This is a genomic window from Sporosarcina sp. SAFN-010 (genome assembly GCF_059415065.1).
The window spans coordinates 46,898-60,463 of the sequence record NZ_JBPFDS010000001.1 but is presented as its reverse complement, the minus strand read 5'-3'; the positions used below and the strand labels follow the sequence as shown (position 1 = coordinate 60,463).

Here is a 13,566-nt window from a genome sequence, read left to right as displayed (position 1 = left end):
GGGACACATTTTGTGTTCCCTATTTTTAAGAAAACCAAGAAGATGGGGGATACATATGAACACACCTACTTATAAACGGATCGTGTTAAAACTAAGCGGGGAAGCTCTCGCTGGAGAACAAGGATTTGGTCTTTCCCCGGAAATTATTAAATCCGTTGCGATTCAAGTGAAAGAAGTGCTGGATCTTGGCGTGGAAGTAACTGTTGTTGTCGGTGGCGGAAATATTTGGCGCGGCAAAGTCGGTAGTGAAATGGGTATGGATCGAACGACTGCGGACTATATGGGAATGCTAGCAACGGTCATGAACGCATTAGCACTTCAAGACGCGATTGAAAAGTTAGGTGCAGAGTCTCGTGTCATGTCCTCAATCGACATGCGTCAAGTAGCAGAACCTTACATTCGTCGGAAAGCTATCCGACATCTTGAAAAGAAACGTGTGGTCATTTTTGCAGCAGGTACTGGAAATCCATATTTCTCAACAGATACAACGGCAGCACTTCGTGCAGCTGAAATCGAAGCAGATGTCATTTTAATGGGGAAAAACAATGTGGATGGCGTTTATTCCGCAGACCCAATGATCGATACAACTGCAGTGAAATATGATCAGTTGACCTACCTAGATGTAATTAGCAAAGGTCTGCAAGTGATGGATGCCACAGCTTCAACACTCTGTATGGACAATGATATCCCACTCGTAGTATTCTCGATTATGGAAGAAGGAAATATAAAAAAGGCTGTATGTGGAGAAACAATCGGTACAGTCGTCGGGAGGAACTAAACATGCCAAAAGCAGTTATGGATCAGACAACCGAAAGAATGGAAAAAGCAATCAGCTCACTTGGAAGAGATTTGGCTTCAATTCGAGCAGGACGGGCAAACGCTTCGTTATTAGACCGAATTACTGTTGAGTACTACGGTGCACCAACACCACTTAATCAGATGGCAGGAGTCTCTGTGCCAGAAGCGCGTCTTATGGTCATTCAGCCGTACGATAAAACAACTTTAGGTGATATCGAAAAAGCAATTTTGAAGTCGGATATTGGTATCACACCTTCTAATGACGGAAACGTTATTCGCTTAGCAGTCCCTGCTTTAACAGAAGAGCGCCGTAAAGATCTTGTCAAAGAAGTGAAAAAAGACGCTGAAGAGTCTAAAATAGCAATCCGCAATATTCGTCGTGATGCTAACGAAGAGTTGAAAAAACTCGAAAAAGATGGCGAAATTACGGAAGATGAATTGCGTCGTAATAATGACGAAGTCCAAAAGCTAACCGATACGTACATCTCTAAAATCGATAGCATTGCAGGGGACAAAGAAAACGAAATTATGGAAATCTAAACATGAACTTTCTTTTTCGAAGGACGTCCTAACGTTAGGACGTCCTTTTTAACATGCAAGTTTTCCTTTATTTTGTTAGGATAAAGAGGATGAATGATTTGAAACGTCGTCGAGTGGAGGAAAAATGATGTTCGATAAACTACTACGAAAGAAGACGACGGCTGTCCCGTCGACATTACAAGAGCGGCTCGCCATTGTAAAAGAAAAGCCGATGCCTACACATGTCGCCATTATTATGGATGGGAATGGGAGGTGGGCAAAACAACGGAAACTTCCTAGAATTGCAGGTCATCATGAAGGTATGAAAACCGTTCGTAAAACCACTCTTTTTGCCAACGAACTAGGTATTCGTGTATTGACGTTATATGCGTTCTCAACAGAAAATTGGAAACGCCCTAAACGGGAGATTGATTTTCTGATGAAGCTGCCAGGTGAATTTTTGAGCACGTATTTACCTGAGTTAGTTGAAAACAACGTGAAAGTAGAAATGATTGGCAGTGCTGAGTTATTGCCCATCCATACAAAAGAAGCGATTCAAAAAGCGATGAAGGCTACAGTGCATAATGATGGAATGATTTTGAATTTCGCGATGAACTATGGAAGTCGTTTTGAAATAGCCGAAGCTGTAAAAAAATTAGCCAATCAGCTTTCTGAGAACACGATTCAACTTGATGACCTTACTGAAGAGGCGGTATCCGGCGCAATGATGACCTCTCACCTCCCAGATCCAGATCTTCTCATACGGACGAGTGGTGAAGTTCGGTTATCCAATTTCATGCTCTGGCAGTTAGCCTATGCTGAGCTCGCATTTACGGATGTACTCTGGCCAGACTTCAATGAAGAGAGTATGCTTAACATTATAGAGGATTATCAAAAACGAAGTAGACGGTTTGGAAGTCTTGAAGGGGATGAAATCAAGTGAAGCAACGGATACTAACTGCTCTCGTAGCAGCTGCAGTATTCATTCCATTTGTTGTTGTTGGAGGGATTCCATTCACCATTTTGGTCTATGCAATTGCAACAATCGGACTGTATGAACTGTTGAAGATGCAATCCATAAAATTACTTTCTATTGAAGGCGTACTAGCATGGATATTGTCAGCCATTCTGTTATTGCCCAACCAACTAGCGCTACGTTGGTTAGGATCAGTTGGTTATACAAAATTAGAAGCTGCTTTTATCATTATATTGCTCTTATTGATCTATACTGTACTTGTGAAGAATCGTTTTACGTTTGCTCATGCATCCTTTTTAGTGATGTCAGCATTTTATGTAGGCATGGGATTTTATTATCTCACAGCTACTCGTGATGCTGGTTTAGTGTTTATCATCTATGCACTTGTCATTGTATGGACGACAGATTCGGGCGCGTATTTCATTGGTCGCAAACTAGGAAAGAATAAGCTGTGGCCAGATATTTCTCCAAACAAGACGGTTGAAGGTTTTGTAGGAGGCATTTTGAGTGCAGTTGTATTTGCGGTACTATTTCAACTTATACAGCCTGTCGCATCTACATTCCTGATCTTAATAGGTATCACAATCGTTGCGTCCGTTATTGGGCAACTTGGAGATCTTGTTGAATCCGCCTTGAAGCGAAATTACAACGTGAAAGATTCAGGTAAGTTGCTTCCTGGACATGGCGGCATTTTAGATCGGTTTGACAGTTTGTTATTTGTTTTGCCGCTCCTTCATTTATTGCACTTTGTTAGTTAATTGAAAGGGATGTTTTTGATGAAAAAAAAGATCAGCCTTCTTGGTGCTACAGGTTCTATTGGGCTACAAACACTTGAAGTAATTGCAGCTCACCCAAATCAGTTTGAACTTGTAGCATTTTCTGCTGGGCGTAATATTGAGAAAGTAAGGGAAATTGTTGCTTTCCAAATGCCGCAGCTTGTTTCTGTCATGGAGAAGGCAGATGCTGAAACACTTCAAGGTGAATTTCCAGCGATCCGCTTCCTTTATGGAGCTGAAGGATTAGAAGAAGTCGCGGCTAATTCGGGTGCAGATGTACTCCTTAACTCTGTAATCGGAAGTGTAGGACTTAAACCTACGCTTGCAGCCATTCGTCAAGGAATCACGATTGCAATTGCAAACAAAGAAACACTCGTAGCTGCAGGTGATATCGTGATGGCAGAAGCGAAACGCTATGGGGTGTCTATTTTACCGGTAGATAGTGAGCATTCCGCTATTTTCCAAGCGTTGAATGGCGAACAATCCAAATCAATCAGCCGTCTCATCTTGACGGCATCTGGAGGAAGCTTCAGAGACTTAACACGTGACCAGTTAGCTAATGTGACACTGGAACAAGCACTCGCTCATCCGAACTGGTCTATGGGGAATAAGTTGACCATTGACTCAGCGACGATGTTTAACAAAGGGCTTGAAGTAATTGAAGCCCACCACCTTTTTAATATGCCTTATGACCAAATCGATTGTCTTTTACACAAAGAAAGTATCATCCACTCCATGATTGAGTTTGAGGATACAAGTGTCATGGCTCAATTAGGTTCTCCTGACATGCGTGTGCCGATCCAGTATGCGTTGTCTTATCCAGAACGAATTCCCATGAAAGATCCGCAACGCCTAAAACTTGAAGACATTGGTGCGTTACATTTTGAAAAAATGGATCTAACTCGATTTAAAGCTCTTGCTCTTGCATACGAAGCAGGACGTGCTGGAGGCACAATGCCGACAGCTATGAATGCAGCAAATGAAATGGCTGTGAGTCAATTCATGGCTGGCCATATTCCATTCGTTCAAATCGATGAGTTGGTTGAGCGAGTGATGGAGCAACATAGAACCATTCATGAACCTGATTTGGAAACAATAATTGAGACGGATATGCAAACTCGTAAAATCGTCCATTCCATGATAAAATAAGGTATTTAGTACAGTAGCCTAGAAGGCTGAAAAGGTGGGTATAAATGGCGACGACAGTTATCTCGTTTATAATTATTTTCGGCTCATTAGTCTTTTTCCATGAGTTTGGACACTTTCTATTTGCCAAAAAAGCTGGCATTATGGTCCGTGAATTTGCGATTGGAATGGGACCGAAGATAATTGGTATTCAAAAAGGTGAGACTTTATATACGTTACGCTTACTGCCCCTTGGCGGTTATGTCCGGATGGCTGGAGAAGACTTTGACACAGTTGAATTATTGCCAGGCTATCGTGTAGGTTTAATACTTAATGCACAAGATGAAGTGACTAAAATTTATTTGAATTCAAATGTTTCGAATCCAGATGTGCTCTTTCTTGAAACAGAAGAAGCGGATCTGAATGATAAGTTATTCATTAAAGGATACGATGATGAAGGAAGTCTTGTTCGCTTTTCAGTATCTCGGACGGCTGTCATTCATGAAAAAGGACAGAAGACCCTTATTGCTCCTAAAGATCGACAATTCGACTCGAAACCCCTTATGGGAAGGTTCTTGACGATACTAGCAGGACCGGTCTTTAACTTCATTCTCGCATTTTTTGTCTTTGTTGCACTCGGTTTATTGAATGGTGTTCCAACTAACGAACCCATTATTACCGATGTTCAAGATAACAGTCCAGCTCAAGCAGCTGGTATAGAAAAAGGCGATTATGTAAAATCCTCGAATGGGGTAGCTGTAGATACTTGGACTGAATTCACAGAAACAATTCAAGATAATCCAGGAAATTCTGTTGATTTGGAAGTTGAACGTGACGGGGAAGTTATAACGTTGCAAGTAACTCCAGAAGAAATGGAAGATGCGGGCCAAAAGTTTGGCCAAATAGGTGTTTTCTATACAAGTCCAGTTGAGAAAAATCCTTTGAAAGCCATTGCTTATGGTGCCGAACAAACTTGGTTTTGGATTGCTAAGATATTTGAACTTCTTGGTATGCTGGTAACAGGTCAGTTTACTCTTGATGCCCTATCAGGACCAGTAGGGATTTACAAGGCGACAGAGGAAGTTGCGCAGTATGGTATTTTCAATCTCATGAATTGGGCTGCCGTTTTAAGTATCAACTTAGGAATTATGAACCTTTTACCACTTCCAGCACTTGATGGCGGCCGATTGTTGTTCTTCTTAGTTGAAGCATTGCGTGGAAAACCGATTGATCGCCAAAAAGAAGGTATGGTTCACTTTGTAGGAATCATGCTGCTTATGTTACTCATGCTTGTTGTAACATGGAACGACATTCAAAAGTTCTTTTTCTAGAAATGACGATCTAATCGATCAGAGAGTAACGGAGGCGACGCACGATGAAACAATCAGGTGTATTCATACCCGCTGCTGAAACTTCAACTAACTGTCTGGCAGATCAGCTTCTCACTCAATCTGGTTATGTCCAAGAAACATCTGAAGGTATGTATGCGTACTTCCCATTGGCTGGAAAGGTCTTGGAAAATATAAAACGTGTGATCCGGGAGGAAATGGAGTCAGCACGTGTCCTTGAAGTGGATCTCCCGTATGAACAATTTGAACATGCGACAGGAAAATCAGATGAAATGATTTTCCTGTCATTCATTGCAAATGAAGTTATTAGTTCAGAGCAATTACCCATATCAGTATTTCATATAAAACAGCATATCAGGAAGGCTTGGAAGCCCATTCAGGATTCCAGTCTTCTGTATGCGAAAGAGTATTCGTTGGTAAGTGGATATTCTTTCCACACGGATGTGATTGAAGCGAAAAAAAATGGTGAGACACTTTTTTCGGTCTTTTCAACAATTGCGAATAGAATAGGGATCCCATATCGGGTTATTGAGTCACAAAACGATAATGGAAGAACTGAATACGAGTTTATCGCATTTTCTGAATGCGGCAAAGAATCGTTTGCACAAAGTACGAATTCTCCTTATACGTCAAAAGCAGAACTAGCAGAAGCAGTCCGGGAAGAACTTGAAGAATCCAAAAAGCTGAAGAAAGCTGAAAAAGTTAGCGGGCAAGGTAAAGAAATCGGTCCTCTTGCTGAATCACTTGGATTAGACTGCTCACAAACTATACAAGCATTTCTATATGACATTAATTCGGAACCTGCACTCATTCTTATCCGAGGGGATCACGAACTGAATGAGCTGAAATTGAAGAAAGTATTTGGTACTTCAACTATCAGTTTATTAGACTCGAAGGAAATGAAAAAAGTGTTAGATGTCGAGCTGAAATCGATTGGACCAGTACAATTACCATTTGGTCTACCGGTTTATGCTGACTTTGGTGTATCGTCTATTGTTAATGGGATTTGTGGAGCAAATGAAAAAGATACATTCTTGTTGAATGTCAATCCGGATCGTGATTTTGCAGTCGATCGTTACGTAGACATACGTCTCGTGAAGGAGGGAGAACCCTCACCTGATGGAAATGGTACGATAACATTTCGTCAAGGCGTCACATTCGCCCGAATTATTGAACCTGAACCAGTATTTAGTAAAATTAACGTTGCCAACAAGGATTCCCTTGAAATCTTAACGGGATATTATTATATGGATATGACACGCCTATTTGCAGTAACTGCTGAACATTTCAGTGATTCACTTGGATTGAAATGGCCAATTCAACTTGCCCCATATGACATTCATTTATTGATTGAAGATACGGAAGATGAAATCCAACAGCAGCTAGCTGAAGAGATTCACTCAGTCATGAATGGATATCGGTATCGTGTGCTGTTTGATGATCGAAACGTAAGCTCTGATAGTAAGCGTAAAACTTCGAATCAGTTAGGCGTTCCAGTGAAAATAGTGGTTGGTGATGAAGCTTCTGCTGGAATGGTGGAAGTCACTTATCGAACAATGGGTGAGGCAGTTAGCATGCGGAAAGAAGAAGTGACAGAAAAACTTCAGGAATTTTTCAGAACAGAGTAAAGACATGGGAAGGCCGACTTACGGTCCTTCCCTTCTTTTTACGGGAAAGGAGAGACGGATGGACGCTAAAAGAAAGATGTCAATGTTACTCCAACAAATTGGACTTACGGAAGATGCGTTTGTCATGCATTTTCAAGATGCAGAGCTAGAGCGGGTGGATATTTACAAAAAATCGAAGGTGTGGCAATTCACCGTAACGCTAGAGAATTCATTGCCGTTTGATGTGTTTCAGCTATTCCGTAAACGAGTTGAACAAGCATTTTCTAATATCGCGGCAATTCGTTTACAAATCAGTACGAAAACAGAAGTGAATGATGCAGAAATGATCATTGCCTACTGGCCAGCGATTATGGACGAGTTAGGTGAAGTTTCTCCGCCAATACGGGAAGCGCTAACTTCACAAAAACCAGTTTTATCTGGTGATAAAATCACGGTTTGTTGTGTAAATGATGTTCAACAACGGACATTGAAAAATAAGTATGGGCATCTCATTTCGAATGCTTATGAGTCATTCGGATTTCCTCGGATCTATCCAGAATTTACGATTTCTGAATCTCCTGTTGAAGAAGAACAAGCCCGAGTTGCATTCTTTGAGGAGCGTAAAGCTGAAGAAGTTGCGTATGCACAAAAAGCATTAGAAGCGATGCAACAAAGAGAGACAACGAAAAAAGAAAGCGACGGAGTTCCAAGTGGACCGATTTCTCTTGGCACACCAATCCGTGCGGATGAACCACTACTAGAAATCCAACAAATACAAGATGAAGAACGACGTGTAGCAATAGAAGGCTATGTGTTTGATGCTGAAGTAAGAGAGCTGAGAAGTGGACGATCACTGTTAACGCTAAAAGTGACCGATTACACCGATTCAATTCTTGTGAAAATGTTCTCACGTGATAACGAAGACGCAGAACTCATGAAAGCACTCACGAAAGGGAAATGGGTGAGAGCACGGGGAAGTATTCAAAACGATACATTCGTCCGTGACCTGATCATGATGGCGCAAGATATTATGGAAGTTGCTCCGGTTGTTAAGAAAGACAAAGCACCTGAAGGACGAAAGCGTGTTGAATTACATACCCATACGAAGCTTAGTCAGATGGATGGGGTTTCGTCTGCCGCTGCACTTGTTGGACAGGCTGCAAAATGGGGCCATCCTGCAATTGCAATTACAGACCACGCGAACGTACAAGCTTTCCCTGATGCTTATAACGCGGGTAAAAAGCATGGCATAAAAGTTTTGTTTGGCTTGGAAGCAAATCTTGTGGACGATGGTGTTCCAATCGTCTATGACGAACAGCATCGTCTGCTTGAAGACGATACGTATGTTGTATTCGACGTAGAGACGACTGGTTTATCCGCTGTGTATGACACGGTGATTGAACTTGCCGCTGTTCGTGTCAAAAACGGAGAAATTTTAGACACGTTTGAGCGTTTTTCCAACCCCCATCATCCTTTATCGTCTACAACGACAGAATTGACTGGAATTACAGACGATATGGTGAAAGACGCACCTGAAGTTTCAGAAGTGATGATCGATTTCATTGAGTTTATTGGTGATTCAATTTTGGTTGCTCACAACGCTTCGTTTGATATGGGATTCTTTTACGAGTCCTGCAAGAAAGCGGGCATAGAAACTGCAGATTACCCTACAATCGATACGTTAGAACTAGCACGCCTTCTGTACCCGGATCTCAGAAACCATCGTCTCAATACATTAGCTAAGAAATTCGATATCGACTTGACTCAGCATCACCGGGCTATTTACGATACAGAAGCGACTGCTCATCTGTTTGTAAGGCTGATGAAAGATGCTACAGAAAAAGGGATCACCTGGTTGGATGATTTTAACAAAAATGTAGGGGAAGGGGATGCATATAAGCGTTCACGACCTAATCATTGCACGTTACTTGCTACCAGTGATGAAGGATTGAAGAACTTATTCAAACTCGTCTCTTTCTCTCACATGAATTATTTTTATAGAGTGCCAAGAATTCCACGATCATTACTCGTGAAATATCGAAAAGGGCTACTTGTCGGTTCTGGATGTGACAAAGGTGAAGTATTTGAAGCGCTCATGCAAAAGTCAATCGAAGAGGCGGAAGAAGTTGCGGGATTCTATGATTACTTGGAACTTCATCCAAAACCGGTTTACAATCATCTGATCGAATTAGATCTCATTCGTGATGAATGGAACTTGGAAGACATTATGCGCAAGATGATTAAACTCGGTAAAAAGACGGGACTTCCTGTAGCAGCTACAGGAAACGTACATTATATCGATGAAACGGATGCAGCCTATCGTCAAGTATTGGTTCGTTCCCAAGGAGGGGCGAATCCAATGAATCGTCATGAACTCCCTGCAGTCCATTTCAGAACAACGGATGAAATGTTAGAGGAATTTGCGTTTTTAGGACCAGAAACTGCCGAACAAATTGTGATTGATAATCCTCTTGCCATTGTAGAACGAGTGGGAGATGTCAAACCGATTAAAGATGACTTGTATCCGCCTGAAATTGAAGGGGCTGACGAAGAAGTGCGCCAGCTAACGTATACTATGGCGCATAAAATCTACGGGGAGACTTTACCAGAAATTATAGAAGCTCGAATTGATAAAGAGCTAAAATCGATTATTGGAAATGGTTTCGCCGTTATTTATTTGATATCACATAAGTTAGTTAAAAAATCTTTGGATGATGGCTATTTAGTTGGTTCGCGTGGTTCGGTTGGCTCTTCTCTAGTTGCAACAATGATGGAGATTACAGAAGTGAATCCAATGCCACCGCATTATGTATGTCCAACGTGTAAGCAGTCCGAGTTCTTTTCCGATGGCTCTGTGGGTTCAGGTTTTGACTTACCAAACAAAAATTGCCCGACTTGCGACGTCCCTTATACAAAGGATGGACATGACATCCCGTTTGAAACGTTTCTTGGATTTAACGGTGATAAAGTACCTGATATTGACTTGAACTTCAGTGGTGAGTATCAGGCGAATGCCCATAATTACACAAAAGAACTTTTCGGTGAAGACTATGTGTACAGGGCTGGTACGATTGGTACTGTCGCTGAAAAAACAGCTTACGGATATGTCCGTGGGTATATGAACGATAACGGGATTAATTTAAGAGGTGCTGAAATTGACCGTCTCGTTCAAGGATGCACAGGTGTTAAACGGAATACTGGTCAACATCCAGGCGGTATCATCGTAGTTCCAGACAATATGGAAATCTATGATTTTACTCCGATTCAATTCCCGGCGGATGATGTTGGTTCGAGTTGGAAAACGACTCACTTTGATTTCCACTCCATTGATAATAACTTATTGAAGCTCGATATTTTAGGACATGATGATCCGACAATGATAAAGATGTTAGAAGACTTATCCGGGATTGATCCTAAAACCATCCCACCTGACGATCCAGGAGTAATGGCTTTGTTTAGTGGGACGGACTCACTTGGGGTAACTGAAGAGCAAATCAACTGTAAAACCGGAACACTTGGTGTGCCAGAGTTTGGTACACGATTCGTTCGTCAAATGCTAGAAGAAACGAAGCCTTCAACGTTTTCTGAGCTCATACAAATTTCTGGATTATCTCATGGAACCGACGTATGGCTTGGCAACGCACAGGAATTGATACAGAACAAAACGTGTGTCCTTGCAGAAGTAATCGGTTGTCGTGACGATATTATGGTGTATTTAATCTACCAAGGGCTTGAACCGGCTATTGCCTTTAAAATTATGGAGTCTGTCCGAAAGGGTAAAGGCTTAACACCAGAATTTGAAGAGGAAATGAAAAAGAACAAGGTTCCAGCATGGTATATTGCATCTTGTAAAAAGATTAAGTACATGTTCCCGAAAGCGCACGCAGCAGCTTATGTTCTCATGGCACTCCGCATTGCGTACTTTAAAGTACACCACCCAATTATGTACTACGCAACGTATTTTACTGTGCGTGCGACAGACTACGATTTGGCAACGATGATTAAAGGACCTGCATCAATACGAGTAAAGGCAAAAGAAATATATGACAAAGGTCTTGAAGCTTCACCGAAAGAAAAAAGCTTAGTCACCGTATTGGAAATTGCATTAGAGATGTGTGAACGCGGATATACATTTGCAAAACCTGATTTGTACAAGTCATCCGCTGATGAATTCATTATTGAAGGAAACACACTCATACCACCATTCAATTCCATCCCATCCCTCGGAACAAATGTTGCGAAGACTATTGTAGAGGTAAGGGGTGATGGAGAATTCCTTTCAAAGGAAGATCTCCAGCGACGTGGGCGTGTGTCTAAGACAATTACGGAATATATGGACTCACTTGGCTGTTTAGAAGGATTACCGGAAATGAATCAACTTTCTCTGTTCTAAGTAGTGAAATGTATTCCAATGTCTGCTTAAGACGAAATATTGATGATTGCAGTGGGAGCCCATCGAAAAAAAAGCTTCCACCAATGAGAGAACTCAATATCTTCTTTTATCAGATATTTGTTGAAAGTGTTGGTATGATAAGCCTTTAATCCAAGTTTTACATTTGGAAAATTTGCGCGGTATATGAATGTATGGTATAATTGAAACAACTTTTGCTATAGTCTTACGCGAAAAGAGTGGGATTCCCCGCTCTTTTCTGTTGTCTGCCGTTATTATTTAAGCAAATTACAACCTGCAAGGGAGGGGTAAGATGAGTAAAATTACTGAAGAGGTAGAAGCGTTAGTGCTCCCGATTGTCAATGAGTTAGCGCTAGAACTAGTCGACATCGAGTTTTTGAAAGAAGGAAGAGATTGGTTTTTGCGCGTCTACGTTGATACGCAGGAAGGGAACATCGATATACTTCAATGTGCTCAAGTAAGTGAACGCCTAAGTGAAGAACTGGATCGTACGGATCCAATTCCGCAAAACTACTTTTTGGAGGTTTCTTCTCCAGGAGCAGAACGACCGCTTAAAAAAGAACAAGACTTCGAGAAAGCGGTTGGTCAGTACATTTATGTGAAAACTTATGAGCCAGTTAAAGATATGAAAGAATTTGAAGGTCACCTACTAGTCAACGAACCAGATGCAGTTGAACTTCAAATTCGTATTAAGACACGTACATTGACAGTCAGAATCGATAAGCAAAAGATTGCAGTTGCACGATATGCAATCGACTTTTCTGCATAATTGAATAATCAGGAGTGATGAACATGAGTAGTGATCTTCTCGATGCATTAACAGCATTAGAAAAGCAAAAAGGCATATCTAGAGAGATATTAGTGGACGCTATTGAAGCGGCGCTCGTAACTGCGTACAAACGAAACTTCAATCAAGCTCAAAACGTCCGCGTGGACTTGAATTTAGGAGTAGGAACTATTAAAGTCTTATCACGTAAAGATGTGGTAGCAGATGAAGTGGAAGATGATCGTCTGCAAATTTCACTTGAAGACGCATTGCTTATAAACCCAGCTTATGAAGTTGGAGACATCGTTGAGCAAGAAGTGACACCTCGCGACTTTGGACGAATTGCTGCGCAAACTGCAAAACAAGTCGTTACCCAACGTGTACGTGAAGCTGAACGCGGCCTTATTTATGAAGAGTATATTGATCGTGAAGACGATATCGTCAATGGAATTGTAGAGCGCTTTGACGCTCGCAATCTGTATGTAGGCTTAGGGAAAGTGGAAGCTGTACTTCCGATGACCGAGCAAATTGCATCTGAAAAGTATAACCCACACGAACGCATTAAAGTGTATATTACAAAAGTGGAGCGCACTTCACGCGGACCACAAGTGTTTGTATCCCGTACACACCCTGGCCTTTTGCGCCGTCTGTTTGAAATGGAAGTTCCTGAAATCTTTGAAGGAATTGTAGAAATCAAATCCATCGCTCGAGAAGCGGGCGATCGTTCGAAGATTTCTGTCTTTACAACAAATGAAGAAGTAGATCCAGTTGGTTCTTGTGTTGGTGCACGTGGGGCTCGGGTTCAATCTATTTCAAATGAACTTAATGGTGAAAAAGTCGATATTGTGGAATGGTCAGAAGATCCAGTTGTCTTTGTTGCGAACGCACTTAGTCCTTCAAAAGTATTGGACGTTCAAGTGAAAGAAGAAGATCGTTCAACAACTGTTGTCGTACCAGATTACCAATTGTCACTTGCTATCGGTAAGCGCGGTCAAAATGCACGTTTAGCCGCAAAATTGACTGGCTGGAAGATTGACATTAAAAGTGAAACAGATGCTCGTGAACTAGGAATTTATCCTCGTTTTGAAGAAGAACAAACTGAGGTAGAATACGATGAAGAGTCTGAGCAAGTAGATGTTTATTCAGATGATGAAACGACGCTAGATTCAACTGAAGAGTCGGAAGAAATCGATGAGGATTCAATCGACTTGTATTCAGATGAACATCAATAAGTAGTTA

10 protein-coding genes are annotated in these 13,566 nt (G+C 41.5%); all 10 read left to right on the top strand.

The window, feature by feature from the left end; translation table 11 throughout:
- Positions 1 to 55 precede the first annotated feature (55 nt).
- The 10 genes from pyrH to nusA all read left to right on the top strand — a co-directional run bounded on the left by pyrH (position 56) and on the right by nusA (position 13,559).
- Positions 56 to 778: a UMP kinase gene (pyrH, locus tag ACR65F_RS00265; protein ID WP_025785018.1), complete on the top strand. Its 723-nt coding sequence runs from the start codon at positions 56 to 58 to the stop codon at positions 776 to 778.
- A 2-nt stretch (positions 779 to 780) separates the two neighbouring features.
- A complete protein-coding gene (gene frr / locus ACR65F_RS00260; RefSeq protein WP_039041944.1) occupies positions 781 to 1,338 on the top strand; it encodes a ribosome recycling factor in 558 nt (185 codons plus the stop codon).
- A gap of 127 nt (positions 1,339 to 1,465) precedes the next feature.
- Positions 1,466 to 2,260, top strand: coding sequence for an undecaprenyl pyrophosphate synthase (gene uppS, locus ACR65F_RS00255; RefSeq protein ID WP_039041945.1), 795 nt, complete (start codon positions 1,466 to 1,468; stop codon positions 2,258 to 2,260).
- Entirely contained in the window at positions 2,257 to 3,051 is a 795-nt protein-coding gene (locus tag ACR65F_RS00250; RefSeq protein ID WP_039041946.1) for a phosphatidate cytidylyltransferase, read from the top strand. Before uppS ends, ACR65F_RS00250 begins: the two co-directional genes overlap by 4 nt.
- Before the next feature lie 18 nt (positions 3,052 to 3,069).
- Positions 3,070 to 4,218: a 1-deoxy-D-xylulose-5-phosphate reductoisomerase gene (locus tag ACR65F_RS00245; RefSeq protein WP_440502714.1), complete on the top strand. Its 1,149-nt coding sequence runs from the start codon at positions 3,070 to 3,072 to the stop codon at positions 4,216 to 4,218.
- Between the two features lie 44 nt (positions 4,219 to 4,262).
- Positions 4,263 to 5,525 (top strand): RIP metalloprotease RseP, encoded by a 1,263-nt coding sequence (rseP, locus tag ACR65F_RS00240; protein ID WP_039041948.1) that lies wholly within the window; start codon positions 4,263 to 4,265, stop codon positions 5,523 to 5,525.
- 44 nt (positions 5,526 to 5,569) lie between these two features.
- Positions 5,570 to 7,171 (top strand): proline--tRNA ligase, encoded by a 1,602-nt coding sequence (locus ACR65F_RS00235; RefSeq protein WP_440502712.1) that lies wholly within the window; start codon positions 5,570 to 5,572, stop codon positions 7,169 to 7,171.
- A 58-nt stretch (positions 7,172 to 7,229) separates the two neighbouring features.
- A complete protein-coding gene (locus tag ACR65F_RS00230; RefSeq protein WP_440502710.1) occupies positions 7,230 to 11,543 on the top strand; it encodes a PolC-type DNA polymerase III in 4,314 nt (1,437 codons plus the stop codon).
- 310 nt (positions 11,544 to 11,853) lie between these two features.
- Positions 11,854 to 12,330 (top strand): ribosome maturation factor RimP, encoded by a 477-nt coding sequence (rimP, locus tag ACR65F_RS00225; RefSeq protein WP_039041951.1) that lies wholly within the window; start codon positions 11,854 to 11,856, stop codon positions 12,328 to 12,330.
- 23 nt (positions 12,331 to 12,353) lie between these two features.
- Positions 12,354 to 13,559 (top strand): transcription termination factor NusA, encoded by a 1,206-nt coding sequence (gene nusA, locus ACR65F_RS00220; protein ID WP_039041952.1) that lies wholly within the window; start codon positions 12,354 to 12,356, stop codon positions 13,557 to 13,559.
- Positions 13,560 to 13,566 lie beyond the last annotated feature (7 nt).

What these genes read in the sequence shown, in the direction of transcription:
- pyrH (WP_025785018.1), top strand. Translation starts at nt 56, where the DNA reads ATGAACACACCTACTTATAAACGGATCGTGTTAAAACTAAGCGGGGAA.
- frr (WP_039041944.1), top strand. Translation starts at nt 781, where the DNA reads ATGCCAAAAGCAGTTATGGATCAGACAACCGAAAGAATGGAAAAAGCA.
- uppS (WP_039041945.1), top strand. Translation starts at nt 1,466, where the DNA reads ATGTTCGATAAACTACTACGAAAGAAGACGACGGCTGTCCCGTCGACA.
- ACR65F_RS00245 (WP_440502714.1), top strand. Translation starts at nt 3,070, where the DNA reads ATGAAAAAAAAGATCAGCCTTCTTGGTGCTACAGGTTCTATTGGGCTA.
- rseP (WP_039041948.1), top strand. Translation starts at nt 4,263, where the DNA reads ATGGCGACGACAGTTATCTCGTTTATAATTATTTTCGGCTCATTAGTC.
- ACR65F_RS00235 (WP_440502712.1), top strand. Translation starts at nt 5,570, where the DNA reads ATGAAACAATCAGGTGTATTCATACCCGCTGCTGAAACTTCAACTAAC.
- ACR65F_RS00230 (WP_440502710.1), top strand. Translation starts at nt 7,230, where the DNA reads ATGGACGCTAAAAGAAAGATGTCAATGTTACTCCAACAAATTGGACTT.
- rimP (WP_039041951.1), top strand. Translation starts at nt 11,854, where the DNA reads ATGAGTAAAATTACTGAAGAGGTAGAAGCGTTAGTGCTCCCGATTGTC.
- nusA (WP_039041952.1), top strand. Translation starts at nt 12,354, where the DNA reads ATGAGTAGTGATCTTCTCGATGCATTAACAGCATTAGAAAAGCAAAAA.